General features: G+C 65.3%; 23 protein-coding genes. 9 read left to right on the top strand and 14 right to left on the bottom strand.

From position 1 onward, the window contains the following. Nucleotides 1-69: 69 nt before the first annotated feature. The 3 genes from pstS to ASH04_RS13020 form a co-directional block, all read right to left on the bottom strand. Entirely contained in the window at nt 70-1170 is a 1101-nt protein-coding gene (gene pstS / locus ASH04_RS13030; protein ID WP_032367500.1) for a phosphate ABC transporter substrate-binding protein PstS, read from the bottom strand. Between the two features lie 199 nt (nt 1171-1369). After that, nucleotides 1370-2308, bottom strand: coding sequence for a mycothiol synthase (mshD, locus tag ASH04_RS13025; protein WP_057473684.1), 939 nt, complete (start codon nt 2306-2308; stop codon nt 1370-1372). After that, nucleotides 2309-3067, bottom strand: a complete 759-nt coding sequence (locus ASH04_RS13020; RefSeq protein WP_027495866.1) for a winged helix-turn-helix transcriptional regulator — start codon at nt 3065-3067, stop codon at nt 2309-2311. 130 nt (nt 3068-3197) lie between these two features. Here ASH04_RS13020 and ASH04_RS13015 point away from each other — a divergent pair, with 130 nt between their 5' ends. The 5 genes from ASH04_RS13015 (at nt 3198) to ASH04_RS12995 (ending at nt 6304) form a co-directional block, all read left to right on the top strand. Further along, on the top strand, nt 3198-3977 hold the full coding sequence (locus ASH04_RS13015; RefSeq protein WP_027495865.1) for an LmeA family phospholipid-binding protein: 780 nt from the start codon (nt 3198-3200) through the stop codon (nt 3975-3977). Further along, the gene (locus ASH04_RS13010) at nt 3974-4387 is read left to right on the top strand and encodes a thioredoxin family protein (RefSeq protein WP_032388884.1); all 414 of its coding nucleotides are present in this window, start codon (nt 3974-3976) and stop codon (nt 4385-4387) included. Before ASH04_RS13015 ends, ASH04_RS13010 begins: the two co-directional genes overlap by 4 nt. A 254-nt stretch (nt 4388-4641) precedes the next feature. Then, the gene (locus ASH04_RS13005) at nt 4642-5118 is read left to right on the top strand and encodes a DUF4395 domain-containing protein (RefSeq protein WP_057473683.1); all 477 of its coding nucleotides are present in this window, start codon (nt 4642-4644) and stop codon (nt 5116-5118) included. 42 nt (nt 5119-5160) lie between these two features. After that, complete coding sequence (locus ASH04_RS13000; RefSeq protein ID WP_027495862.1) at nt 5161-5997, top strand: sulfurtransferase; 837 nt, start codon at nt 5161-5163, stop codon at nt 5995-5997. A gap of 1 nt (nt 5998) precedes the next feature. After that, on the top strand, nt 5999-6304 hold the full coding sequence (locus tag ASH04_RS12995; protein ID WP_008719402.1) for a DUF1416 domain-containing protein: 306 nt from the start codon (nt 5999-6001) through the stop codon (nt 6302-6304). Between the two features lie 67 nt (nt 6305-6371). On the opposite strand, the gene ASH04_RS12990 is transcribed toward ASH04_RS12995, so the two are convergent. Next, complete coding sequence (locus tag ASH04_RS12990) at nt 6372-7916, bottom strand: cutinase family protein (protein WP_057473682.1); 1545 nt, start codon at nt 7914-7916, stop codon at nt 6372-6374. A gap of 376 nt (nt 7917-8292) precedes the next feature. On the opposite strand from ASH04_RS12990, the gene ASH04_RS12985 reads away from it, so the two are divergent. Then, entirely contained in the window at nt 8293-8958 is a 666-nt protein-coding gene (locus tag ASH04_RS12985) for an FABP family protein (protein WP_027495859.1), read from the top strand. A 193-nt stretch (nt 8959-9151) separates the two neighbouring features. On the opposite strand, the gene ASH04_RS12980 is transcribed toward ASH04_RS12985, so the two are convergent. The 5 genes from ASH04_RS12980 to ASH04_RS12960 all read right to left on the bottom strand — a co-directional run bounded on the left by ASH04_RS12980 (nt 9152) and on the right by ASH04_RS12960 (nt 16005). After that, the gene (locus ASH04_RS12980) at nt 9152-10786 is read right to left on the bottom strand and encodes an ATP-binding cassette domain-containing protein (RefSeq protein WP_057473681.1); all 1635 of its coding nucleotides are present in this window, start codon (nt 10784-10786) and stop codon (nt 9152-9154) included. Continuing rightward, nucleotides 10779-12479 (bottom strand): thiol reductant ABC exporter subunit CydD, encoded by a 1701-nt coding sequence (gene cydD, locus ASH04_RS12975; RefSeq protein ID WP_057473680.1) that lies wholly within the window; start codon nt 12477-12479, stop codon nt 10779-10781. The genes ASH04_RS12980 and cydD overlap by 8 nt, the downstream gene beginning before the upstream one ends. Beyond that, nucleotides 12476-13513, bottom strand: a complete 1038-nt coding sequence (gene cydB / locus ASH04_RS12970) for a cytochrome d ubiquinol oxidase subunit II (RefSeq protein WP_057473679.1) — start codon at nt 13511-13513, stop codon at nt 12476-12478. Before cydB ends, cydD begins: the two co-directional genes overlap by 4 nt. 9 nt (nt 13514-13522) lie before the next feature. Then, nucleotides 13523-15007 carry a cytochrome ubiquinol oxidase subunit I gene (locus ASH04_RS12965; RefSeq protein WP_032386729.1) on the bottom strand — a complete coding sequence of 495 codons (1485 nt, stop codon included), beginning with the start codon at nt 15005-15007 and terminating at the stop codon, nt 13523-13525. Nucleotides 15008-15138: 131 nt separating this feature from the next. Then, nucleotides 15139-16005, bottom strand: coding sequence for an aminodeoxychorismate lyase (locus ASH04_RS12960; RefSeq protein WP_057473678.1), 867 nt, complete (start codon nt 16003-16005; stop codon nt 15139-15141). Between the two features lie 45 nt (nt 16006-16050). Here ASH04_RS12960 and ygfZ point away from each other — a divergent pair, with 45 nt between their 5' ends. The 3 genes from ygfZ to ASH04_RS26160 all read left to right on the top strand — a co-directional run bounded on the left by ygfZ (nt 16051) and on the right by ASH04_RS26160 (nt 18253). Next, nucleotides 16051-17172, top strand: a complete 1122-nt coding sequence (gene ygfZ, locus ASH04_RS12955) for a CAF17-like 4Fe-4S cluster assembly/insertion protein YgfZ (protein WP_032400972.1) — start codon at nt 16051-16053, stop codon at nt 17170-17172. After that, nucleotides 17169-17807: an MOSC domain-containing protein gene (locus tag ASH04_RS12950; protein WP_057473677.1), complete on the top strand. Its 639-nt coding sequence runs from the start codon at nt 17169-17171 to the stop codon at nt 17805-17807. Before ygfZ ends, ASH04_RS12950 begins: the two co-directional genes overlap by 4 nt. 248 nt (nt 17808-18055) lie before the next feature. After that, nucleotides 18056-18253, top strand: a complete 198-nt coding sequence (locus tag ASH04_RS26160) for a DUF3073 domain-containing protein (RefSeq protein ID WP_072692062.1) — start codon at nt 18056-18058, stop codon at nt 18251-18253. 74 nt (nt 18254-18327) lie between these two features. On the opposite strand, the gene purM is transcribed toward ASH04_RS26160, so the two are convergent. The 5 genes from purM to ASH04_RS12925 all read right to left on the bottom strand — a co-directional run bounded on the left by purM (nt 18328) and on the right by ASH04_RS12925 (nt 24877). Next, the gene (gene purM, locus ASH04_RS12945) at nt 18328-19428 is read right to left on the bottom strand and encodes a phosphoribosylformylglycinamidine cyclo-ligase (RefSeq protein ID WP_027495851.1); all 1101 of its coding nucleotides are present in this window, start codon (nt 19426-19428) and stop codon (nt 18328-18330) included. A 111-nt stretch (nt 19429-19539) separates the two neighbouring features. Further along, complete coding sequence (locus ASH04_RS27505; protein WP_057473676.1) at nt 19540-21177, bottom strand: ABC transporter ATP-binding protein; 1638 nt, start codon at nt 21175-21177, stop codon at nt 19540-19542. After that, entirely contained in the window at nt 21174-22142 is a 969-nt protein-coding gene (locus tag ASH04_RS12935) for an ABC transporter permease (protein WP_057473675.1), read from the bottom strand. The genes ASH04_RS27505 and ASH04_RS12935 overlap by 4 nt, the downstream gene beginning before the upstream one ends. Beyond that, nucleotides 22142-23137: an ABC transporter permease gene (locus ASH04_RS12930; protein ID WP_032367512.1), complete on the bottom strand. Its 996-nt coding sequence runs from the start codon at nt 23135-23137 to the stop codon at nt 22142-22144. Before ASH04_RS12930 ends, ASH04_RS12935 begins: the two co-directional genes overlap by 1 nt. Nucleotides 23138-23233: 96 nt before the next feature. Beyond that, nucleotides 23234-24877 (bottom strand): ABC transporter substrate-binding protein, encoded by a 1644-nt coding sequence (locus ASH04_RS12925; RefSeq protein ID WP_045842145.1) that lies wholly within the window; start codon nt 24875-24877, stop codon nt 23234-23236. Nucleotides 24878-24994: the final 117 nt, after the last annotated feature.

Below are 24994 nucleotides of genomic sequence, written 5' to 3'. Positions count from 1 at the left end.
TCGATGCAGGGTGGTCCGCCTTCGGCCCGCGTCACCGCGAGCCGAAGGCGAAACCGGGTTTATCGAGGATCAGGCGATCGCTTCGATGGCGGTGACCAGGCGTTCCTTGAATGCGTCGGGCAGCGGCACGTAACCGGCTTCTTCGAGGCCCTGCTGGCCCTCGTTGGCTGCACTGAGCAGGAAGGACTTGACTGCTGCCGTGGTGTCGGCGTCGTAGCCCTTCGAGCAGACGATCTCGTAGGTCGCGAGGACCAGCGGGTAGGTGTCCGCTGCGTCGCTGGCGTAGAGGCCGTCGATGTCGATGACGAGGTCGTTGCCCTCGCCCTTGAACTTCGCGGCGTCGATTGCCTTGCCTGCGGTCTCGCTGCTCAGCTCGACCGGTCCGTTACCGAAGTCGACGGCGGCCTTGCCCAGCGACTCCTGGTCGGCGAAGCCCTTCTCGACGTAGGTGATGGCACCGGGGGTGGCGGCGACGGCCTGGGCGACGCCCGAGGATCCGTTGGCACCTTCGCCGACGCCGCCGGCCCAATCGGAGCTGTGGTTCAGCGTCCATGCCTCGGGAGCGGATGCCGCGAGGAAGCGCTGGAAGTTGTCGCTGGTGCCCGACGAGTCGGAGCGGTAGACCGGGGTGATCGCGGTCGACGGGAGCGTTGCGCCCTCGTTGAGTGCAGCGATGGCCGGGTCGTTCCAGGTGGTGATCTTGCCGGTGAAGATCTGCGCGATGACGTCGGGGTTCAGCACCAGGTTGTCGACACCGTCGACGTTGTAGGCCACTGCGACCGGGCCGAAGACCAACGGCAGGTTCCACGCCGGGTTGTTGGCGCAGCGCACGGCGGCCTGTGCGGCCTGGTCGTCCTTGATGGACGAGTCGGAGCCGGCGAAGTCGACGAGGCCCGCGACGAACTGCGTGCGGCCGTTACCCGAACCACTGGTGGTGTACTCGACGGCCTTGCCTGCGCAGACGCCGGAGTAGATCGAGGTGAAGTTGGACATGGCGTTCTGCTGTGCGGACGAGCCTTCACCGGTCAACGGGGACTTGCCTTCGCACGAAGCCGAGGACTGCGATGCACCGTCCGTGGTGGCGACGTTCGCGTCGCTACCGCATGCGGCCAGCAACATGGCACTGACTGCCACTGCACTCATGAGAGCACCGTTGCGCTTGAGGTTCACCTGTTTCCTCCGAGGAATCTTGGGCCGTGATCGCGGCGCGAACTCGAGGTTCGCGCTGCGACTGTGAAGGTGCCGGCTCAGAAGAACCCTCGCACCAGGCAGCGTAGGTTGCCGCCCAGAGAGAAAGGTAAAGGCAGGTGGTAGACGTTTACCCCCGCGTGGGTGAACGGAAGATGAACACCGTGCTGGAAATGTCCGATTACGCGGTCCGCGCGTACGCGGCGTCGACGTGGTAATTCGCGAACCCGAGCTTGGTGTACGTGTGCACCGCCGCGGTGTTGTCCGCCTCGACGTACAGCATGATCTGGTCCAGTTCGCGACCGCGCAGATAATGCAGCCCGGCCAGTGTCAGTACCCGTCCGAGACCGCGACCCTGCGCCTGCGGATCGATACCGACCACGTACACCTCACCGATGGCCGGGTCGTTGCCCCCAGGGAGTGGAGCCTGCGGAACGACCCGATCCTCAGCGGCGTGAACTTTCGTCCAGTGGAATCCGAGCAGGTGGTCGCTGCCTTCCTCGAAGGCCAGGAAAAGACCCGCCGGATCGAACCACGGCTCGTCTCGCCTCGACGCGATGTCGCGGTCGGTCCAGCCGCCCTGCTCGGGATGCCAGGAGAACGCCGCGTTGTTCACCCTCAACAATTCGGCATCGTCCTGGTGCCCACGATAGGTTCGCAGCGAAATACCTTGCGGTACAACCACATCGGGCAGTTCGGGCTCTGCCGCGGCCCGTCGCATCTGCAGCAGTTCCCGGGCCACCGTCAGCCCGAGCGCACGCGCCACGGACTGTGCTGCGGGCAGATTTCCGTGCGCCCAGATCCGCGTGTCGGAGCCGAGATCGAGTGCGCTGCTGACCAATCGCCGACCTATGCCGCGACCGCGATACTCCGGATCGACCACTGCCTCGGCCATACCGTCGGCGGCGCCGACGTACCCGACGACTCGATCTCCGTCGGTGGCAACGAATCGAACGACGCCCTCACCCGCGTCGACGGCCTTGACGGCCTGTTCCGAGAGCGGCGCAGTCCCGTCGACTTCGGTTGCACGCGAAAGGATCCGGTGAATCTCGTCGCTGACGAGCGAGGACGGTGCGTCGCCGTCGAGGGGGTGGACGTCGAACGCAGTATCCGAATTCATCTACGAGAGCGTACTCTCTTGCTCGAACTCGAAATCCGCATCGTCGGAATCGCCGGCCATGGCGTCCGGAGCCGTACCGCCCTTGGAGTTACGCGACGGACGCACGGCCTTGTAGCCCACGTTCCGCACCGTTCCGATCAGCGACTCGTACTCGGTGCCGAGCTTGGCGCGGAGGCGTCGAACATGGACGTCGACGGTGCGAGTGCCACCGAAGAAGTCGTAGCCCCACACTTCCTGCAGCAACTGGGCGCGGGTGAAGACGCGGCCCGCATGTTGAGCCAGGTACTTCAGCAGCTCGAATTCCTTGTAGGTCAGATCGAGTGGGCGACCGCGCAACCGGGCGGTGTACGTGCCCTCGTCGATGACCAACTCACCGAGCGTGATCTTGCCCGACGTCTCGGGACTCGCAACCCCGCCGCTCCGCCCGACCAACAGACGTAGCCGAGCGTCCAGTTCCGCGGGACCCGTGCCGGGCAGCAGGATGTCGTCGAGCCCCCAGTCGGAATTGACTGCGACCAGGCCGCCTTCGGTCAGGACCGCGACCACGGGGATGGCCGAGCCGGTACTACCGAGCAGCCGACACAGACCGCGAGCAGCAGCCAGATCGGTACGTGCATCCACCAGCGCGATGTCGGCAGAACCTGCTTCGAGGAGAGAAGACACCTCGGTCGGTACCGGCCGGATGTGGTGAGCCAGCAACGCAAGAGACGGGAGTACGCCCTCCGGATTGGGATCGGAGGTCAGTAACAGGAGCTCCACTGCGTCTCCGTTCTTACCGCTGGCCGGTCCAGCCGACGCTGGAATCGAGTGATCGTCAAGGACACAGACTAGCTTGTCCGTACAACCGGTCGAAGCGGGCAGTACGCGATGCTTCGGTCACAATGGACCGGTGCGCACACTTCTCATCGGACTCGTTAGCCTGTTGGCCCTCGCGCTCGTCGTCGATTTCGGGGCCGCGGCCTACTCCGAATATCGCGTCTCGCGCGCCATCCGCGACGGCGGCGAACTCACCTCGGACCCCCAGGTGATCGTGCACGGTTTTCCGTTCCTCACCCAGGCCGCCGACGGCCGCTATCAGAACATCGAGATCCGAGCCCAGGACGTCCCGACCGAATACGTCGGCTCGACGACCATCGAAGCCAACCTGCGCGGCGTCCACATCGCCCTGTCCGACCTGATCGACAACAACGTCCGGGACATCCCGGTGGACGAGCTCGACGGCCGCGTCCGCATCGAGGCAACCGATCTCGGACGGTTCCTCGGCATCGTCGACCTGCAGGTTTCCGCACCTCCGGCCGACAAGTCCGACGGCACGGGCGGCTCCGGCGGGTCGGGCAAGACCACCGCCGGTGGCGTCGTACTGACGGGAACGGTTCCGGTGGGACCGCTGCAGACCACCGTCAGCGTGCAGGCCGACCTTCTGCTCGAAGGTGACAGTGTCGCCATCGTGGCATCGGACTTCTACTTCGGACCGGAGGGGCAGGCCGACTTCACGATTCCCGATTTCGCCAAGCCCACCGTTCTCGGTCTGTTCACCAAGACCATCGAACGCCAGAGCCTGCCGTTCGGACTGCTGCCGACGGACGTATACGCGGAGGGTTCGCAGATCGTCGTCGAAGGGTCGGGAGAGAACGTGAACATCGACCTCAACGAGATCGAAAAGCCGTGACAGGGATCACAGTTCTGGTTGTCGTGGCGGTTCTCGCCGTTGCTGTCGGACTGATTCTGCGTCGTCGTTCCGGTGCCGTACGCACCATCGCGTCCACCGATTCCGACGACCTTCTCCCGCTGCTCGTCGATGCGGGCGTGACTTCGGGAACTCCGACGATTTTGCACTTCTCCGCGGACTGGTGTGGTCCATGCGCTGCCGTGCGTCGTGTGGTGCATCAGGTTCTCGCCGACCGCACCGACGCACGCGAAGTCGAACTCGACATCGATGCTCATCCTGTTCTCGCCCGTGAACTCGGAGTGCTCTCGCTGCCGACGACCTTCGTCCTCGACGGAGAACTGCGTCGGCGTTCGAGAATTGCCGGAGTGCCATCGGCCGCAGCTCTGCGCGAGGCTCTCGACGCGCTGTAGGGCAAGAGCTACTCAGGTGGGCGGTACGACGCGCCCCTGGTAACGGGTAGGATGCACTTCGTGTTCTCCCGCCGCGAGCTCATGCTCACCAGTCGACGCACGGTTGATCTGTGCCGACTGGGCGGTTGTTGCTGTCGCTGCTGCTGATTTCCGTCTGCCGCCACGCCCATGCGTGACGCCGGCCCGATGATCGAAATCCACATCCGAGCACCGGCGACAAGCCGTGCCCCGGCCTCGCACAGGAGTACCTCTCGATGTCGACATCCGACACCCACACCACCACGATCGACCAGGTCGACGTCCGTGGTCCGCGCTTCGCCGCGTGGATCACCACCGTAGTTCTGGTCGTCGTCCTCCTCGCGAGCACGGTCTCGGTTCCCGCAGCGGCAATCCTGCTGGGGCTCCAGGCGATCGTGTTCGGAATCGGAGCCGTCCGCGGACCCAAGCACAGTCCGTACGGCACGATCTACGCGACATTCGTCGCGCCGCGGCGCTCACCGACCACAGAACGTGAGCCGGTGGCCCCGTTGAAGTTCGCCCAACTGGTGGGCTTCGTGTTCGCCGCCGTCGGAGTCCTCGGATTCGCTCTCGGCGCTCCCGTCGTCGGCACCGTAGCGACAGGCTTCGCGCTCTTCGCGGCGTTTCTCAACGCAGCGTTCGCAGTGTGCCTGGGCTGCATGATCTACCCCCTCGCAGCTCGATTGCGCGGCAACTCGCGCACCGCAGCGTGACAACTACCCCCTGATCCGACAAGAAAGACCGAAAGGAACACCATGGCTCGCTCCGACGTCCTGGTCTCTGCCGACTGGGCCGAGCAGAACCTGAACGCACCGAAGATCGTCTTCGTCGAGGTCGACGAAGACGCCAGCGCCTACGACGGCGGACACATCGAAGGTGCGGTCAAGCTCGACTGGCGCAAGGACCTGCAGGACCCGGTTCGCCGCGACTTCCTCGATCAGGAGCAGTTCTCCGGCTTGCTCTCGGCCAAGGGCATCAGCAACGACGACACCGTCGTGCTCTACGGCGGAAACAACAACTGGTTCGCCGCCTACGCCTACTGGTACTTCAAGCTGTACGGCCACAAGGACGTCAAGCTGATCGACGGCGGCCGCAAGAAGTGGGAGCTCGACGGCCGCCCGCTGTCGAAGGACGTCGTCAGCCGGGAGAACACCCAGTACCGCGCCGAGGCACCGGATCTGTCGATCCGCGCGTTCCGCGACGAGGTCATCGACGCCATCGGCAACAAGAACCTGATCGACGTGCGCTCCCCCGACGAGTTCTCCGGCAAGATCCTCGCGCCGGCACACCTCCCGCAGGAGCAGGCTCAGCAGCGTGGCCACGTCCCGTCCGCGATCAACATCCCGTGGAGCACCACCGCCAACGAGGACGGCACGTTCAAGTCCGACGAGGCACTCGAAGAGCTGTACAAGACCAAGGGCTACGACGACAGCAAGGCCACCATCGCCTACTGCCGCATCGGTGAGCGCTCGAGCCACACCTGGTTCGTGCTCAAGGAGCTCCTCGGCAAGGAAGACGTCAAGAACTACGACGGCAGCTGGGTCGAATACGGCTCCCTCGTCGGAGCACCCATCGAATTGGAGGTTCACTGATATGTGTGGAGCACCCGTGCAGGGTCAGACCATCCCCGCAGGCGTCGACGTCGAGAAGGAAACGGTCATCACCGGCCGTGTCCTCGCCGGCGACGGTGAGCCGGTAGCGGGCGCATTCGTCCGTCTCCTCGACGGCACCGGCGAATTCACCGCCGAGGTCGTCGCGTCGGGAACCGGCGATTTCCGCTTCTTTGCTGCCCCCGGACAATGGACGCTGCGGGCGTTGTCCGCATCGGGCAACGGCGACACCGTCATCACGCCCGAGGGCGCGGGCGTGCACTCGGCCGACGTCACCGTCGGGGTCTGAGTCACCGAACCGATCACATAGAAGAACCCCGCACCTGGCAACCAGGTGCGGGGTTCTTTTCGTTGCTCTAGCCGACCGCTCGCGCCGGCTCGGGGACCGTGGAGTACTGCGGCGGGAACATGCCGGGAGGTACCGGGATGCCCTGGGATTCGAGGAAGGCTCCGAGGTCGCTGACGCGAGTCTGCGTCCCCGGCTCCGGCAGCACCCGGGATTCCGGGGCGGGCCCGGGCGTCTCGGGCACCTGGGTCTGGGGTGCCTGGGTCTGGGGTGCCTGGGTCTCGGGGGTGGCCGGGTCGACCGCGGGAGGCGCGTTCTTCTTCTCGCGTTCGGTTCGGGCGAGATCGGTCACCCACGCGACCATCTTTTCGCTTTCCCACTCGACCCCGTCGTTGGGGTCGTTGTACCAGTAGGACAGGTGCTGCAGAAAGCCGATCGCCAAGTAGGGGCCGAGCACGACGTCGACGATGCCCTTGTTGTTCTCCACCAGGCCCTCGCCCTCGGCGCGCAACTTCGCCTTCACCGTCTCGGCACCCGGACCGAGAGCCCAGTTGAGATCGGCAAGTAGTTGATCGGGCGACAGCGCTGCTGCAGCCTTCGCATCGTCCACCTGATACTGCCGGTCGGAGACTTTGACGAGAACCTGCAGGAGCGTCTCGTCCGACTCGAGCCACGACTTGTTCGTGGCGATATCGATGATCGCGCGGGTGGCAATGGAGGCGACCGTCCGACCGAAGTCGGAGACGGTCTGCACCGGGTTGAGCAGCGTCAACCGCATCTGACCGAGTACACCGAGCGCCAGCTGCAGCAGTTCGATCTTGTCCGGCGAGTCGCAGGCGAGATCGTAGGGCCGACACGACCAGGTGACCTTGTCCGTCATCGACCCGTAGTCCCGCGGCGCCGGGTCCATGAAGCCGCCGAGCGACTGGCCCACCTCGTCACCGAAGTTCGGCACGCCGGCCGGGCGGTAGGGCGACCCCACCATGACGACACCGACGACGTCGTCGGACGTGACGAGAGCGTTGGGGTCGCGGTGGCCGAGTTCCATCGTCACGCGATCGAGAATTTCGCCGCCGACGCTGTACCCCAGGAGCGCGAACTTGGTCTTCTCACCGCACTTGGTCTTGTACTCGTCCATCAACCGATTGGTCGACGCGATGCCGTCGGCGATCGACTCCTGGTAGGTCGGCACGTTGTCGAGTACGTCGAAGCCGTAGGTGGAGGAATACGGGACGTAGAGCCAGCCGACGGTGCCGGGGCTGTCCGCGTTCGCCTCACCGACCGGAACGGTGACGTTGCCGACCCAGTTCGACGCGATCGTCTGCGCTTCTTCGTTGAGCGGATTGCGATCGGAGTCCGAGTCGGTGGCTCCGGACACCGCCAACAGCAGTACGTCCGGGCAGTCCTGCGCGTAGTTGTTCGGATCGATATTCGGGCCCTGAGACGAACCGAAGTCGGCCGAACCCGACTCTGCCGAACCCGAATCGGACGATCCCGAGTCGGGCGCGGCCAGCGCAGCAGCGGGAGCTGCAAGGGCCAACGCCACTGTGACAACCGCCGATCGAACCAATACGGAACCGAACGACGATGTCAGAACACGCTTACGACGCAGCATTTCTGCAGAGACCTCCCCAGCCTTACAAGACAACAGCCTTGACGACACACATAGTGAATTCGTCGGCGCTCTCGAAGTCGAGAGCCCGACGCCCCCGGGAAGAAGGTACCTGCTCGCGTCGGTTTCGCCATCACTACGAGTGATCCAGGGCACTGTGGGCCGCAAAAATGATGGTGTGTCACCAATGCCACAGCGCGGAAACGGACCGTTGTCATCGACCGGTCTCGCCGCGGGTTAAACTCGGTTCCGTGGTCATCTTCTTCGAGGTATTGCTGGCGCTTGCGGCAGTAGCCATCATCGCGTTCTCGCTCTATGTCGTCTACCGACTGGTCAACGACGAGTCGTGACGGAACCGGGCGCGGGCAACCCCGACAGCATCGACGACGGACTGGGCACCCCTATCACCAGCGGTGACCAAGCCATTTCGGCTGCCGAGCAGAAGTTCGCCGAGGCGTCGGCGCGCAACATCCCGGTGCTGCCCGACATCCCTCACCCGGACGACACCGCAAACCTGCGGCTCGGCCCCGATCTGCACCCGTCGATGCTGGCGCTGCTGCCACTCGTCGGCGTGTGGCGCGGTCAGGGCGAGGGGCACGATCCCGAAACGGACACCGACTATCCCTTCGGTCAGCAGATCGTCGTTTCCCATGACGGCGGCAGCTACCTCAGCTGGGAATCGCGCTCCTGGAGACTCGATTCCGACGGCAATTACGCGCACCCCGACCTTCGGGAGACCGGGTTCTGGCGCATCAGCGGCGGCGACGGGGTCAAGGGGTCCAAGGACGAAGAAGTCGTCGAGCTGCTGCTGACGCACAGCACCGGCGTCGTCGAACTGTATTACGGTCACGCCCTGACCCAGTCGTCCTGGGAACTTGCCACCGACGTCGTCATCCGCAGCACCTCGGGTGCACTGGTGGGCGGAGCTCGCCGCCTGTACGGAATCGTCGAGGGCGGGGATCTGGCGTACGTCGAGGAACGTGTCGTCGCCGACGGCCCGCTCGCACCGCGTCTGTCGGCCCGCCTCACCCGCTACATCGGCTGACGCAGAATCTTTTTCGGATCTCGGGGGCCGTTCGCATGCGAACGGCCCCCGAGCCATACCTGTTGTCAGGTCCCGACCGGACAGGTCGGGGGCTCGGGGGCCGGGTAGCTGCCTGGGATTCGCCTGCCGCTCGCGCGGTCTTCGCAGTGAATCCGTCAGCGATTGCGGCTAGCTGACAGCCACCTCACGCGTCCTAGAGTTCATCAACTTCAGACCACCTCCTCTCTCGTGTACTCCCAACGTACGCCCGCGATCGGGAGTCGGCAAAGGGTTTTTTCGCAGTCCTGTCTCCGAGGTCGATCACCTGGTCGGCGTCGGTGTTCTCGGGCAATTGGTGAGTGACGACGACCACCGTTCGCTCGGCACCGAACAGCCCGTCGTCGGTGGTGAGCAGCTTGCGCAGAATCCGTTCGCCGGAGATTCTGTCGAGATGTTCGGTCGGCTCGTCCAACAGCACGACGGGCGCGGTGCTCAGCAGTGCGCGTGCGAGAAGGAGTCGACGACGCTCGCCACCCGAGACCGCCTGCGCCCCACCGATCAGTGTCGTGTGAACGCCCTGGGGCAACGCGTCGAGCCACGGTCCGAGACCCACTCGTCGCAATGCCTGCGTTGCCTGGTCTTCGTCCACGTCGCCCCGCACCACTCGCAGGTTCTCCAGAATCGAGGTGTCGAACAGGTGCGCGTCTTCGGCGAACAGCGCTGCATCCGAGCCGAATTCGACGGCGAGTGCCCGAAGCATCGTCGTCTTTCCCGATCCACTGGGCCCGATGATTGCGCTCCGCGCATGTGCGCGGAAGTTCGTAGCAGGGGTCGGGCAGGAGTGGAGCCCGCGGAACGACCCGTTCAGGCTGCCACTCACATGGGGCGGCGCCGCATCGAGCATGGTCATGATTCGGGTGGCCGCGATTCGGCCGCGCATCAGTGCGATTGCCGCTGCGGGCAGAGCTGCGGTCGCCTCGAACGCGGCTAGTGGAACCAACACGATGATCGCGAGCGCCATCGGCGTCATGCCGCCCGCCGTGCCTCCGTCCGGGCCGTACAGCCCGATGCCGATCAGCGACGACCCGATCACCGACGCTCCGATCGCCAGTGGCTGTGCGGCATCGGCGAGTGCCGACGGACGCGCCGCGCGATCTCGCGCAACCACCGAGTCGTGTGCTGCGCCCTCGGCTTCGGCGAGTGTCGCGTCCAGACGACGGGCGACTCGCAGTTCCGCTGCATGGTCGAGTGCACGGACCGCTGTCTCGGCGAAGCGCACGTCGGCTTCGGCACCGGCTTCCTCGGCGATCCTCGCCGACCGGGCCGCGAGTATCGGTGCACCCACGCCGGCGATCAGCAATGCCACCGCCAGAATCGATGCGGCGGCAGGTGCGATTCCCGCGAGCAGGCCCACGGCCGCGAGCATCATCAGCACGCTCACACAGATGGGAACGACGGCCCGGATGACGACGTCACCGAGAACGTCCACGTCCGCACCGGTGCGCGCCAGAACGTCACCCCGTCGCAGTGCGACCGCGCCGTTCCCGTTCGCCAATCTCTCGTAGATTCTCGTGCGGGCCGCCGTCGTTCCGCGCAGCGCCACATCATGGGTGGTCAAGCGTTCGAGATACCGAAACACCCCGCGCGAGATACCCAGTGCCCGAACGGCTACGACGGCAACCGAGAGGTCCAGCACCGGTGGCATCTGCCACGCCCGGGTGATCAACCACGCCGACAGCGCCGCCAGGGCGAGTGCACTGCCCAGCGTCGCTACTCCCGCCAACACGGCCAGTACGACTCTGCGCGGAGAAAGCTCGAACAGCGCCAGCGCTCGTCGCAGATCAGACATGCTCGAACTCCCGCTTCGTGGTCGAGTCGCTGCGCACCTCGACGATGCGGTCGGCGGCATGCAGCACCGAACGCCGATGACCGACCATCACCACAGTGACGCCGCGGTCGGCGGAATCTCGAACCGCCTGCAGCACAGTCGCTTCACTCACCGGATCCAGGTGTGCCGTCGGCTCGTCCAACAGCATCACCGGAGCATCGGACACGAAGGTACGTGTCAGTGCGAGACGCTGTAGCTCGCCGAGCGAAAGCCCCACCCCACCCTGCCCGACGCGGGTGTCCCAGCCCTCGGGGTGTTCTCGAAGCACCTCGTCGAATCCGGCTGAGCGGCAGGCGAGTTCCAGTGCAGCCGAGTCGGGGATTCCGTGCAGGGTCACGTTGTCGTAGAGCGTGCCCGGCACCAACACCGGCCGCTGCGGGAGCCAGGCCACCTGCGCCCACCACTGTTCGAGATCGAGTTCGGCGATCGGCACTCCCCCGACGCTCACCGCGCCGGTCGACGGCGGAGTCAGGCCCAGGATCGCGTGCAGCGCAGTCGTTTTACCTGCGCCGTTCGGTCCGGTCAGGACCGTGACGGTGCCTGCCCGGCACAGCGCACTCAGCTCCGCTGGTGCCGCTCCGTCCCGACTCGCAACGCCGAGCCCGTCCAGCTCGATGTCGACCGCTGTCGCGTCGACGGTGCGGCCACCGGTCGGCCGCGCTGTTCGCCGGTCCAACACCCGGAATGCACGATCGGCTGCCTCGACGCCGTCCTCGGCCGCATGAAACTGGGTGCCGACCGCGCGCAGTGGAAAGTACACCTCGGGCGCGAGGACGAGCGCGATGATGCCGGCTTCGAGTGTCATCTCGCCGAACACCAGACGCAGCCCGATGCCGACGGCAACCAGCGCTACACACAGCGTCGCGAGCAACTCGAGCACCATCGACGACAGGAACGCAATCTTCAGTGCGCGCATGGTCGTTCGACGGTGGGCGTCGCCCAGTGCACGAACGCGAGCGGCCGGTCCGTGCTCGCGCCCGAGCGCGCGCAGAGTCGGCAAGCCTGCCAACAGATCGAGCAGTTGCGCAGACAACCTGGTCATCGTGGTGAGCGTGGCGGCCGCCCGGCCCTTGGTCAGCAAGCCGATCAAGATCATGAAGACGGGGATGAGCGGCAGGGTCACGGCGATGATGGCGGCCGACGTCAGATCCTGTGTGAGGATGACGATCAGGACCAACGGGGTGACGATGACGGCCAGCACCAGCGCCGGCAGATAGCCGGTGAGGTACGCCCGTAGTCCGCCGATGGCGCGGGTCACGACGACGGCCAGTTCCTCGCGCTCGGCGTCGAGCTCGCGAGGCTCGAAACGCGTTGCCGTCGTGAGTACTTCGATCTCCAGCTCGGCGACGACCCGCGACGCCGACCGGTGTGCGTAACGAGACTGGGCTCCGGTCGCGAGCACCCGAACCACTGTTGCACCGGCCAGGACGACCAGTTCCGTCGTCCATGCGGACAACGATCTGGCCGACGGGTCGGTGATGACGCCGGCCAGCACGCGTCCGATTGCCAGTGCACTCACGATGATGCACAGGGTGACCACGGTCGACAGCGCGACCGTGACGAGCACGTAGCCGCGGGCGGAGCGCGAGTACTTCCACAGTCGCGGATCGACCGGGCCCTTCGGCCGTGTCCGCGAAGTGGTGGGTGCGGTCACGACTTCACCGACAGCCCGATCGAGTCGGGGATCTGGGCGCTCGAAATACGTTGCCGGAAAACCCAGTACGTCCACGCCTGGTAGCCGAGGACGACGGGTGCCGCGAAGGCTGCAGCCCACGTCATCACCGTCAACGTGTACGGGCTGGACGACGCGTTGGCGATGGTGAGATCGAAGGCGGCGTCGGTGCTGGACGGCATCACGTTGGGGAACAGGGACGCGAACAGCAGCACGACGACGGCGACGATGGCAATGCAGGTGAAGACGAAGGCCCAGCCTTCACGTACCTTCGCCGTCAGCGCGACGACGAGCAGCAGGGCCACTGCTGCCACCGCGACGAGTACCCACGTCCAGGTTTTCCCGTACGCGAGTTGGGTCCACAGCGCGAAGGCTCCACCGACGAGCACTGCCGGAACCGACAGCCACGCTGCCATTTTCACCGAGTTCTCGTGGACGTCGCCGGAGGTCTTGAGCGCGATGAACACGGCACCGTGCAGTGCGAACACCACGGCCATCGTTACTCCGCCGAGTAGTGCGTACGGGTTGAGGAGGTCGAAGAACCCTGCGGTGACCTTCTTGTTCTCGTCGATCGCGACTCCGCGGACGATGTTGGCGAACGCGACGCCCCACAGCACCGCCGGAACCCACGAGCCGATGCCGATGCCGATGTCGCAGCGACGACGCCACACCGGGTCGTCGATCTTGCCGCGCCATTCGATGGCGCAGATGCGCAGGATGAGCGCCACCAGGATCAACAGCAACGGCAGGTAGAAGCCCGAGAACAACGTGGCGTACCACTCGGGAAACGCCGCGAACAGGGCACCGCCTGCAGTGATGAGCCAGACTTCGTTGCCGTCCCAGACCGGGCCGATGGTGTTGAGAACTGCGCGACGACGCTTCTCCCCCGTCACGGGGTCGGGGTGCCTACCCAGAATGGGCATGAGCATGCCGACGCCGAAGTCGAAGCCTTCGAGCACGAAGTAGCCGACGAAGAAGAAAGCGATGATGAAGAACCAGAATTCGGGCAGTGACATTGCTATCCCCTAGTACGCGAACGAGAGCTGCTTGGGCTCATCGTCTTCCGATTCCGGTGGGTCGACGTGCGGATGCGCGTCGTGGTCGAGAGGTCCTTCGATGACGTAGCGCCGAAGCAGGTAGAACCAGACACCTCCGAGAGCGGCGTACAGCAGTGTGAACGTCACCAGCGAGGCGACGACGAGGCCGACGGGATGGTCGGAGACGCCCTGGTCGACGGTGAGCCGGATCTGATCGACTCCCGAGAGGTTGGGCGCGACAACCCATGGCTGACGCCCCATTTCGGTGAAGATCCAGCCGGCACTGTTGGCCAGGAACGGCGTCGGAATGGCCAGCAGCGACAGCCACGAGAACCATTTCTGGTCGGGAATCCGGCCACCTCGGGTGACCCACAGTCCCGCGACAGCGAGCAGGGCGGAGCCTGCGGCCAGACCGATCATCATCCGGAACGCCCAGTAGGTGACGAACAGGTTGGGCTTGTAGTTGCCCGGTCCGAACTGCTGCTCGTACTGATCCTGTAGTTGGTTGACGCCCTGCACGGTGGCACCGAAGTCGTTCTCCGCCAGGAACGACGTGAGACCGGGGATCGCGATGAGGTGCACCACGGATTCGCAGTTGTTGTGGGTACCCACGGTCAGGAGCGAGAAGCTGGCTCCGGTTTCGGTGTCGCACAACGATTCTGCGGAGGCCATCTTCATCGGCTGCTGCTCGAACATGAGCTTGCCCTGAATGTCTCCGGTGATGGCGAGCGCCCCACCCGCAACGATCATGACGATGAACGACATGCGCGCTGCCGATCGGAACATCTGGCGCGAGTCGGTGGCCGGGACCGCAGCTATCTCGATCTCGGCCTTCTTCTTGCGCGCCTCGCGGACCATCCACCATCCGGAGATGCCAGCGACGAAGGTTGCGGCGGTGAGGAATGCACCTGCTACCGCGTGCGGGAAGGCCGCCAGCGCAGTGTTGTTGGTGAGCAGGGCCCAGATATCGGTCAGCTCGGCGCGGCCGGTTTCTTCGTTGTAGATCGCGCCGACGGGATGCTGCATCCAGGAGTTGGCTGCGATGATGAAGAAGGCCGAGGCGTTGACGCCGATGGCGACGAGCCAAATGGTAGCCAGGTGAACGAGTTTGGGTAGTCTGCTCCATCCGAAGATCCACAGACCGAGGAACGTGGACTCGAGGAAGAACGCGACCAGCCCTTCGAGTGCGAGGGGTGCACCGAACACGTCACCGACGAATCGTGAGTATTCGCTCCAGTTCATTCCGAACTGGAACTCCTGCACGATTCCCGTTGCGACGCCGAGTGCGAAGTTGATGAGGAACAGCTTGCCGAAGAACTTGGTCAGTCGATACCAGGAATCCTTGCCGGTGATCACCCACATGGTCTGCATGGCCGCCACCATCGGCGCGAGGCCGATGGTGAGGGGTACGAGAATGAAGTGATAAACGGTGGTGATACCGAACTGCCACCGCGAGACATCCAACGCGTCCATCGATACTCCGAACTCTTCCACCCGAGCTGTGACGGGCAACACCGCAGGTCAGGGCATTGGCCCGCGACTGATTCGAATGTACTACTACGAGTAGTAGTAGGGAAGAGTCTTTCGACAGGGCCATTGGGCCCTCAGAGAATCCGGACGGTCTCCACCGCGAGATCGACCATCTCGGGCACCTCGTCCGCGCGGCTGGGCCGACCCAGAACGACGCCGTTCATCGATGTCACCCGCGCCGCGAGCGTGACGCTCGAAACCAGCCAAACACCGTCCGCTGCAATGAGATCCGCTGGATACAGATGTCCGTGCTCGCACGTCCAGCCGGCCGCCTCGGCCACCGAGAACAGGGCGGCAACAGTGGTGCCCGCCAGGATGCCCTGCTCGACCGACGGTGTGACGAGAGTCTTACCGCGCGCCACCACCACCGTCGACCGGGGTCCCTCCAGCACTCTGCCCTCACTGCTGAGGTAGATCACGTCGTCCACGCCCTGGCGGGCGGCGTGGCGCAGCGCGGCCATGTTGGTCGCGTACGACAACGTCTTCGCGCCTGCCAGCTGCCACGGCGCACCGGCGGAGAAGTCCACCGAGTAGCCCCGATCGAGCGTCATCACCGACACCCCGTTCTCCCGGGCGTTGCGCACTCGACCCGGCAGTGGCCCCAGCGTCACGAACGCCGTCGGATCGCCGCCGCCCTCACGACCACGGCTCAGCACCAACCGCAGAACGCCCTCGTCCGTGGAGTTCTCCGTCCACAGGCCGACCGACTGCTCGATCACTGCGCGCCAGGCATCCGGATCGGGGACGGGAAGATCCAGGGCCGCCGCCGACACGGCCAGACGCGCCAGGTGCAGCTCGACGCCGCAGGCCGAGCCGTCACGCACCAGCAGCGTCTCGAACGCGCCGTCACCACGCACGGCAGCCAGATCGTCGGCGAACAGCAACGGCCGATCCGCGTCGTGCACTCGGCCGTCCAACGTCACCACTACCGACTCCGACATGCCGCCACCCTAAAGGCTGTGGCCGGGTGCTCCTACTATGGAGTGGTGTCCGATCCTGTGACGATCACCCCGAGTCCTCTTCTCACTCTCCCCGGCGCAGTGCCCTCTCCCGACGACAGCGTCGATGCCGGCGTCGCCTGGCACTACGGCAATCCGTTCGGCGAACAACGCAGTGCCGTCAGCGCAGCCGCCGTCATCGATCGATCCCACCGATTCGTGCTTGCCATCAGCGGCGACGAGCGCTCGAGCTGGCTGAACACGATCTCGAGCCAACTCGTGTCGGATCTGCCCGACGGCAGCTCGGCCGAAAACCTGAGCCTGGACGTCAACGGCCGCATCGAGCATCACTTCGTTCAGACCGATCTGGGCGGGGTCACCTACATCGACACCGAACGTGCACAGGGACCGGATCTGCTGTCGTTCCTGAAGAAGATGGTCTTCTGGGCCAAGGCCGAACCCAGAGAGGCCGACGAACTCGTCGTTCTCTCCGTCCTCGGATCCGACGCGGCGTCGATCCTCGACAAGGCAGGCCTCCCCGTTCCGAGCGAGATCTACGGCGCGTCGGCAGTGGACGGCGGCGGCTTCGTCCGGCGGATGCCCTGGCCGGGTCCGAACTCGTACGACGTCGTCGTCCCCCGAGCAGGCCTGAGCGACTGGTTCCTTCGCCTCCGTGACGCCGGTGCTGCCCCGGCCGGAACGTGGGCGTACGAGGCGTTGCGGGTGGAATCGGTGCGACCGCGGGTGGGCGTGGACACCGACGAGAAGACCATTCCGCACGAGGTCCGATGGATCGGCAGTGCAGCCGAGTTCGGCGCGGTTCATCTGGAGAAGGGCTGCTATCGCGGGCAGGAGACCGTCTCGCGGGTGCACAACCTCGGTCGACCGCCGCGTCACCTGGTACTCCTGCATCTCGACGGTTCCGCCGACGGACGGCCCGTGACCGGCGACCCCGTCACCGCCGGTGGCCGCGCGGTGGGGCGTCTGGGGACCGTTGTCGACCACTTCGAGCTCGGGCCCGTTGCCCTCGCGCTGGTCAAGAGAACGATTCCGGTGGACACCGCCCTGGAGGCGGGTCCGTGTGCGGCGTCGATCGACCCCGATTCCATCCCCTCGTACGACGACGTGCAGGCCGGCCGCGCGGCCGTCGATCGCCTTCGCGGCCGGTGACCGGGACCGTCTCGGCGGTCTGCGTGGTGCATGCCGACGTCCCGTTCGGGCGGCGCGGCGTCGTCGACAGCGGCATCGACAAGCGCCCCGTGCACGGCCCGGTGGATGTGCACGAGCTCGGCATCGGCGGGGACCACTGTTCCGACACCAAGTTCCACGGTGGTCTCGATCAAGCCGTGTACGCCTACGACGAGGCAGAGGCCCGGTACTGGGCCGATCAGCTGGGTGCGCCCGTCGAGCCAGGACGGTTCGGCGAGAATCTGCGGACCAGCGGCGTCCCGGTGACCGACGCGGTGATCGGGACGCGGTGGCGCATCGGCACGGTGACACTGGAGGCAACCATCGCACGCAAGCCCTGCGGCACGTTCGCGCGGTGGATGGGCGAGCCGGGGTGGGTTCGCCGATTCACTGCCCGGGGAGATGTGGGCGCTTACTTCCGAGTGCTCGAGCCCGGGGTCTTCGCCGCCGGTGATTCGGTGACGGTCGAATCGGTTCCACGGCACGCGGTGACGGTGCGGATGCTCTTCGAGGGGCGGGACGCCGCGGCGATGCAGACTCTTCTGGACGAGCCCGGATTGGCACCGAAGGTGTACCGCGACGCGGCGGCGGCGCTGAAATCGTCGCGGAGGCCATGACGCGCAGCACTACTGTTTTCGTGTCGTAGCGCGAAGATAGTTCGCCTGAGCACGGATATGCGCAGGTACAGGCAGCGCGGACCCCTGCCCCGGGCGTGTCGCGCCGCCGGGCCCGGCATCGACACGTGGTGCCGTATGCGCATCGCGGCGATTCGCGCGCTAGAGTGTGTGCCAGGAAGAAATACCAACTCTAACGGGGCCGCCAAATTTCCCCAGGCCGCCCCGCAAGTCCGCGAGGGGGCACCGCCATGGGCCGAGGCAGGGCTAAGGCAAAGCAGACAAAGGTCGCTCGTGAGCTCAAGTACAGCTCGCCGACAACGGACTTGGAGAGTCTGCAAAGAGAGCTCTCCGGTGGTTCGTCCAACTCCCATCGTGGCGGCATCCACTCTGACTCGGATGTGCATTCCCGAGTCGAGGAAGACGAGTACGAGGACTGGCGACGCTAGAAACTGTGCATTGAACGACTGAGGGGGAGCCGCACCGCGGCTCCCCCTCACTTGTTCGTCGTGTGACCGGCCGGTCAGAACCTCGGGTGGTTACCCAGCAGCAGCGCGCGCTCGTCGGCGACGTCCTTGCCCGCAGCCTTCTTGACCGTGCCGAGCGTCCAGCAGTCGATGTGCCGTGCAGTCAGTACTGCCAGAGCACGATCGACGTCCTCGGGGGCGACGATCGCGACCATGCCGACACCCATGTTGAACGTCTGCTCCATCTCGGCCCGCTCGACGCGTCCGCGCTGCGCGATGAGGGAAAAGATCGGGGCCGGGCTCCACGTGGTCCGATCGAGTTCGGCCACGAGACCCTCGGGCATGACGCGCGAGAGGTTGTTGGCGAGTCCGCCGCCCGTCACGTGGCAGAACGTGCGCACGTCGGTCTCGGCCGCGAGTGCGAGGCAGTCCTTGGCGTAGATCTTCGTCGGCTCGAGCAGTTCCTCGCCGAGTGTGCGGCCGAACTCCTCGACGTGTCCGCCGAGATCCATGTGGTTGATCTCGAGCAGCACCTTGCGAGCGAGCGAGTAGCCGTTGGAATGCAGACCGGACGATCCCATGCCGATGACGACGTCGCCGGGACGCACGCGCTCGGGTCCGAGGATCGAGTCCGCCTCCACGACGCCGATGCCGGTGGCAGAAAGGTCGTAGTCACCGTCGGCCATCAGCCCCGGGTGTTCGGCCGTCTCGCCGCCGAGCAAGGCACAACCGGCGATGATGCAGCCCTCGGCGATGCCCTTGACCAGTTCCGCGACCTGCTCGGGAACGACACGGCCGACGGCGATGTAGTCCTGCAGGAACAGCGGCTCGGCTCCGCACACGACCAGATCGTCGACGACCATGGCCACGAGGTCGAGACCCAGGGTGTCGTGCTTGCCGAGGGCCTGGGCGACGGCGACCTTCGTGCCGACTCCGTCGGTCGAGGCAGCCAGGACCGGCTCGCGGTAGTCGCCCTTGAGCGCGAACAGACCGGCGAAACCACCGAGACCGCCCATGACCTCGGGCCTGCTGGCCTTCTTGGCGAGTGGCGCGAACAGTTGAACTGCTCGGTCTCCTGCGGCGATATCGACCCCGGCCGCCGCGTAGGAGGCACCGCCCGAGTGAGTTGCGCTCGTGGGTTGGGATTCCTCGGTCATTCGGCTCCAGCCTGTGTACTCGTTCATGTCAGCGCCCCCAAGCACGCGAACCGTGCGTAGCGGCGCAGATAGCGCCCTAACGGTACCGGAGTGCCCGCTGGCGGGAAGAATTCACGTGTGCAGCCGCTTGCCCGGGATGGCGGCCAACAGCTTCTTCGTGTACTCCTCCTCCGGCGAGCGCAGAATCTTCCACGGCGTGCCCTGCTCGACGACCTGGCCGCCCCGCAGCACCACCACTCGATGTGCGACGCGATCGACCACCGCCAGATCGTGGCTGATGAACAGGCAGGCGAAACCGAACTCCTGCTGCAGCGCCTCGAACAGGTCGAGCACGGCCGCCTGGACCGAGACGTCGAGTGCACTGGTCGGCTCGTCCGCGACCACCAGATCCGGTCCCAGCACCAGTGCCCGCGCCAGGCTGACGCGTTGCCGTTGCCCACCGGACAGCTCGTGCGGGTAACGCTTGTCGGTGCCGGACGGTAGCTGCACGGCGTCGAGCAGCTCGGTGGTCCTGGCCGCGATCGCATCCTTGGAGCCGTACTTGTGCACGATCATCGGCTCGGCGATGCACTGTCCGACGGTGAGCCGCGGGTTCAGCGACGCCGACGGGTCCTGGAAGACGAAGCCGAATCGCTTGCGCAAGGGCTTGAGCTTGCGCTCGCTCACGCCGGCGATGTTCTGTCCCATCACCGTCACGCTGCCGCTGGTCGGCTTCTGGAGCGCTGCAACGCACCTGCCGATCGTCGACTTACCCGAGCCCGATTCGCCCACCAGACCGAGGGTTTCGCCGCGGTGGATGGTCAGCGAGACGTCGTCGACCGCTCGGAATGCCGAGGAGCCGACCCCACCGGAGAACTGCACCACCAGCTGCGAGACCTCGAGTACCGGTTCGCCCGACGTGTCGACGGTCTTGTCCGACTCCACTGCAGCAAGGGTCGGCACCGCGGCCAGCAGCTTTTTGGTGTACTCGTCTTCGGGGGCGTCGAACAGCTGTGCCACCGGCGCTTCCTCGACGACTCGGCCGTTCTGCATGACGACGACGCGGTCCGCCAGATCGGACACGACGCCCATGCTGTGGGTGATCAGCACGATGGCGCACCCGAGCCGGTCTTTCAGATCGCGCAGCAGCTCGAGGATCTCGGCCTGCACAGTGACGTCGAGGGCGGTGGTCGGCTCGTCGGCGATGATGACTTTCGCCTCACACGAGATGGCGATCGCGATCATGACGCGTTGCTTCTGGCCACCGGAGAGCTCGTGTGGGTAGTACGAGAAGCGCTGCTCGGGGTTCGGCAACCCCACCATCGTCAACAACTCGATCGCCCGCGCCTTGGCATCCTTACTGCCCATCCGTTTACCGTCTGCGCGGGTGTGCGCGCGCAGCGCCTCGACGATCTGATACCCGATGGTGAACAGCGGATCGAGAGCGCTGCCCGGCTCCTGGAACACCATCGAGATCTTGTTGCCCCGCAGCCTCGCCCACGCCTTGTCGTTCAGCGTGGTGACGTCCTGCCCGCCGAGAACCACGTGCCCGTCGACTCGCGCGGTATCGGGCAGCAGCCCGATGGCGGAGCGGACACTGACGGATTTACCCGACCCCGACTCCCCCACGACGGCGAGAACTTCACCGGGATAGACCTCGAACGAGACCTCGGTGACGGCATCGACTTCGCCGGCATCGGTGACGAACGAAACGGACAACGACTGCACCGACAATGCGGACTCGCGTTCAGTCACGACACTCGATGTCATACCTTCACCGCCTTCTTGAACTTCTTGCGAGTGCGCAGCAGCGGATTGAGTGTCTCGCTTGCACTTTCACCGACCATGGTCAGACCGAGGACCACCAGCACGATGCCCAGGCCTGGGAACACCGACGTCCACCAGATGCCGTTGGAGATGTCCGGTAGGGCCTTGTTGATGTCGTATCCCCACTCCGAGGCGGAGGTCGGCTCGATCCCGAACCCGAGGAAGCCGAGCCCGGCGAGGGTGAGGATGGCCTCGGCTCCGTTGAGCGTGATGATGACCGGCAGTGTCTGCACCACGTTGGCGAGTATGTGCCGGAACAGAATTCGCGGCGTGCCGGCTCCGGTCACCCGCGCGGCGTCGACGTACGGTTCGGTCTTGGCGGCGACCGTCGCGTTGCGGACCACCCGGAAGTACTGGGGCACGAAGATCGCCGTGATGGCGATGGCCGCGGAGGCGATACCGCCGAAACTCGACGACTGACCGCCTGCCACGACGATCGAGATGACCACGGCGAGAAGCAGAGACGGGAATGCGTACATCGCATCCATGAACAGCACGAGCACCCGGTCGAACCAGCGGCCGATGTAACCCGAGGCCAGACCGAGGGGAACGCCGATGATCAGGGACAGCACCAGCGACGAGGCGATGACCATCAATGCGGTTCTGGCACCGTAGATCACCCGCGAGAACACGTCCTCACCGCGAACCGAGGTACCGAACCAGTGATCCGCGGACGGCGCGGCTTGGCGGGCGAAATCCGAACCGGCGTCGCTGGTCTGCGAGAAACCGTACGGCGCGAGAATCGGCGCGAACAGCGCCGCGATCACGAACCCCACCATCAGCGCCAACCCGACGATGAGCGTGACCCGCTGCAATCCCGAGGTGGACTTCACGAACGCGACGCCGGGGAACCCTCTGCGGTGCGGACGGGTGGGAGGAACGTCGGACAGCACGACTTCGGTGCTCATCAGAACCTCACTCTCGGGTCGATCAGGGCGACGATCGCGTCGGTGACGAAGCTGACGACGGCGACCACCACGGCCAGGAACGTCACGATGCCCTGCACGGCAACGAAATCGCGGGCCTGCAGATAACGGGCGAGTTCGTAGCCCAGTCCTTGCCACTCGAAGGTCGTCTCGGTGAGTACGGCACCGCCGAGGAGGACGGCGATCTGCAGTCCGATGACGGTGACGATGGGAATCATGGCGTTACGGAACGCATGTCGCCTCGTCACCGTGCCCTCGCTCAACCCGCGCGCGCGGGCGGCGTCGACGAACGGCGCCTGCAACGTCTGAATCAGGTTGACTCGCACCAATCGCAGGAACACACCGGCCGTCAGCAGGCCGAGCGCAAGAGCGGGCAGAACCGCGTGTTCGAGCACGTCGACGGTGTAACCGGTGTCGCCGTACAGGAACGAGTCGATGATCAGAATGTTCGTCTTCGGGGAGACGTTCTGCAGTGCCAGTTCGACATTGGTACTGGCCCGCCCGGCGACCGGCAGCCAGCCGAGCTTGACGGCGAACAGCAGCTTGAGCAGCATGCCGACGAAGAACACCGGGGCCGCGTACGCCAGGATCGCGAAGATTCGCAGCGACGCGTCACCGAACCGGTCGCGATGGGTGGCGGCGTAGAACCCGAGCGGGATGCCGACCGCGAACGCGACGAGCAGCGCCCAGAACGCCAATTCCAGTGTGGCAGCACCGTTGACGAGCAGGACGTCACTGATCGCGCGATTGTCGGTGGCGGAGCGGCCGAAGTCGCCGCGCAACAATCCGGTCAGGTACTCCCAGTACTGCGTCAGAATCGGCCGGTCGTATCCGGCCTCGGCCTTGCGCTGGGCGATCTGTTCGGCGGGTAGTCGACCGCCGAGGGCGGCGGTGATCGGGTCACCGATCACACGCATGAGAAAGAAGACGACGGTGACGAGAATCCAGGCAGTCGGGATGATCAGCAGAAACCTGATCCCGAGATAGCGGGCGAGCGCGCCGTATCGTGACGGCGCGCTCGCCTGCTGCGCTTTCTTCTCCCCTACCGGCGTCTGTGCGGTAGCGGGCACCGGTCAGCTCTTGGCGAGAGTGACGAAGCGGAACTTGAACGAGGCGTCGAGGGTCTCGTCCACACCGCTGATCTCATCGGTGGCGACGGCGATCTGCTTGCCCTCCAACAGCGGAAGGGTGGGCAGGTAGTTGGTCGCGAGCTCGGTCTGAATCTGTCCGATGATCTGCATCCGTGCGTTCTCGTCGGCCGTCGTGCGCTCGAGGTCCAGCAGTGACGTGATCTCCGGGTTCTCGAAATGCGACTGGAGGAAGTTGTCCGGTCCGAAGAACGGCGTCAGGTAGTTGTCTGCATCGGGGTAGTCGGGGAACCAGCCGAGCTGGTACACCGGGTACGCGTCGGCGACACGTTCCTTGGTGTAGGTGCTCCACTCGGTGGACTGCAGGTTCACGTTGAACAAGCCCGTCGCGTCGAGCTGACTCTTGATCGCGGCGTACTCCTCGCTCGAACTCGAGCCGTAGTGATCCGGGTTGTACTGCAGGTTGAGTTGGATCGGAGTGGCGACGCCTGCGGCGGAGAGGAATCCGGCAGCCTCGTCCTTGTTGGGTGTCTCACCGTAGACGTCGGAGAAGGCCTTGTTGGAACCTTCCAGACCGGTCGGCACCACGGAGTACAGCGGGGTGTAGGTGCCCTTGTAGACGCCGTCGGAGAGCGCCTGGCGATCGACCGAGGCCGCAATCGCTTTGCGTACAGCCAACTTCTGCTCGGGGGTGTTGCCGGGCATCGTGTTCATGTTGAAGACCATGTAGCGGGACTCGCCGCCGGGGCCCTCGTGCACCGTCAGGCCGTCGACGGCTCCCAGCGATTCGACGTCGGTCGGGGTGAGGGAACGCCATGCCACATCGATGGCCTTGTTCTGCACATCGAGCTTGAGGTTGTCGGAGCTGGTGTAGTACTTCACGTTGACCGACGACGTCTTCGGGGTGCCGAGAATGCCGTTGTAGTCACCGTTGGCCACGAAGCTGACGAGTGAGTTCTTGCCATAGCTGGAGATGGAGTACGGGCCGGCGAACGGCTTGCCCGCAACCACTGCGTCGTCGTCGAGCACCTTGTCGGCCGGGAACACCGTCTGGTCGACGATCGGGCCCGCGGGTGTCGCGAGGATCTGCGGGAACGTCTGATCGTTGGCCGCTTTGAGGGTGAACTCGACGGTCTTCTCGTCCGGTGTCGCGATGCTGTCGAGATTGGTCAGCAGCGACGCCGGCCCGTTCGGATCGTTGATCGCGACGATGCGGTCGAACGAGAACTTGACGCTCTCGCTCGTCAGCGGATTGCCGTTGGCGAACTTCAGGTCGTCCTTGAGCGTGCACTTGTAGACGGTCGGCTCCGCGAAATCGCAGCTCTCGGCCGCATCGGGCTCGAGCTCGGAGCTACCGGGAGCGAAGTTCATCAGGAAGGGATACGTCTGGTTCATCACCATGAACGATCCGTTGTCGTACGAGCCGGCCGGGTCGAGCGAGGTGACCTGGTCCGTGGTGCCGACCGTGATGGTCTCACCGCCGCCGCCGTCGCCGGATCCACCGGCGTCGGTGCGTCCCGAGCCGCACGCTGCGGCGGTCAGTGCGAGTACCGACAGTGCGGCCACTGCGGCGGTCTTCTTGCCGTGCTTACGCACAGCCGTTCGTGATGCGGCGCTGTAGCGCTGCATGCGTCCGTCGTCGGGCGACAGGGTCATCTGAGCCTCTATCCAATCGGTGTGTCCTATGTAACTCGGGACAGTACCGATGGACTGTTTCCAATATGTGGCATTGAGAAAACCCTGCTG

The organism is Rhodococcus sp. Leaf233, from assembly GCF_001426165.1.
In the GTDB taxonomy this organism is placed as follows: Bacteria; Actinomycetota; Actinomycetes; order Mycobacteriales; family Mycobacteriaceae; genus Rhodococcoides; species Rhodococcoides fascians.
The sequence above is the reverse complement of the archived record's forward strand: the minus strand, read 5'-3'. Positions and strand labels throughout refer to the sequence as shown.

Bases quoted from the DNA above. Each gene is read 5' to 3' on its own strand.
- mshD (WP_057473684.1), bottom strand. From the start codon at position 2,308: ATGAATTCGGATACTGCGTTCGACGTCCACCCCCTCGACGGCGACGCA.
- ASH04_RS13005 (WP_057473683.1), top strand. From the start codon at position 4,642: ATGTCGACATCCGACACCCACACCACCACGATCGACCAGGTCGACGTC.
- ASH04_RS13000 (WP_027495862.1), top strand. From the start codon at position 5,161: ATGGCTCGCTCCGACGTCCTGGTCTCTGCCGACTGGGCCGAGCAGAAC.
- ASH04_RS12995 (WP_008719402.1), top strand. From the start codon at position 5,999: ATGTGTGGAGCACCCGTGCAGGGTCAGACCATCCCCGCAGGCGTCGAC.
- ASH04_RS12990 (WP_057473682.1), bottom strand. From the start codon at position 7,916: ATGCTGCGTCGTAAGCGTGTTCTGACATCGTCGTTCGGTTCCGTATTG.
- ASH04_RS12980 (WP_057473681.1), bottom strand. From the start codon at position 10,786: ATGTCTGATCTGCGACGAGCGCTGGCGCTGTTCGAGCTTTCTCCGCGC.
- cydB (WP_057473679.1), bottom strand. From the start codon at position 13,513: ATGTCACTGCCCGAATTCTGGTTCTTCATCATCGCTTTCTTCTTCGTC.
- ASH04_RS12965 (WP_032386729.1), bottom strand. From the start codon at position 15,007: ATGGACGCGTTGGATGTCTCGCGGTGGCAGTTCGGTATCACCACCGTT.
- ASH04_RS12960 (WP_057473678.1), bottom strand. From the start codon at position 16,005: ATGTCGGAGTCGGTAGTGGTGACGTTGGACGGCCGAGTGCACGACGCG.
- ASH04_RS26160 (WP_072692062.1), top strand. From the start codon at position 18,056: ATGGGCCGAGGCAGGGCTAAGGCAAAGCAGACAAAGGTCGCTCGTGAG.
- purM (WP_027495851.1), bottom strand. From the start codon at position 19,428: ATGACCGAGGAATCCCAACCCACGAGCGCAACTCACTCGGGCGGTGCC.
- ASH04_RS27505 (WP_057473676.1), bottom strand. From the start codon at position 21,177: ATGACATCGAGTGTCGTGACTGAACGCGAGTCCGCATTGTCGGTGCAG.
- ASH04_RS12935 (WP_057473675.1), bottom strand. From the start codon at position 22,142: ATGAGCACCGAAGTCGTGCTGTCCGACGTTCCTCCCACCCGTCCGCAC.
- ASH04_RS12925 (WP_045842145.1), bottom strand. From the start codon at position 24,877: ATGCAGCGCTACAGCGCCGCATCACGAACGGCTGTGCGTAAGCACGGC.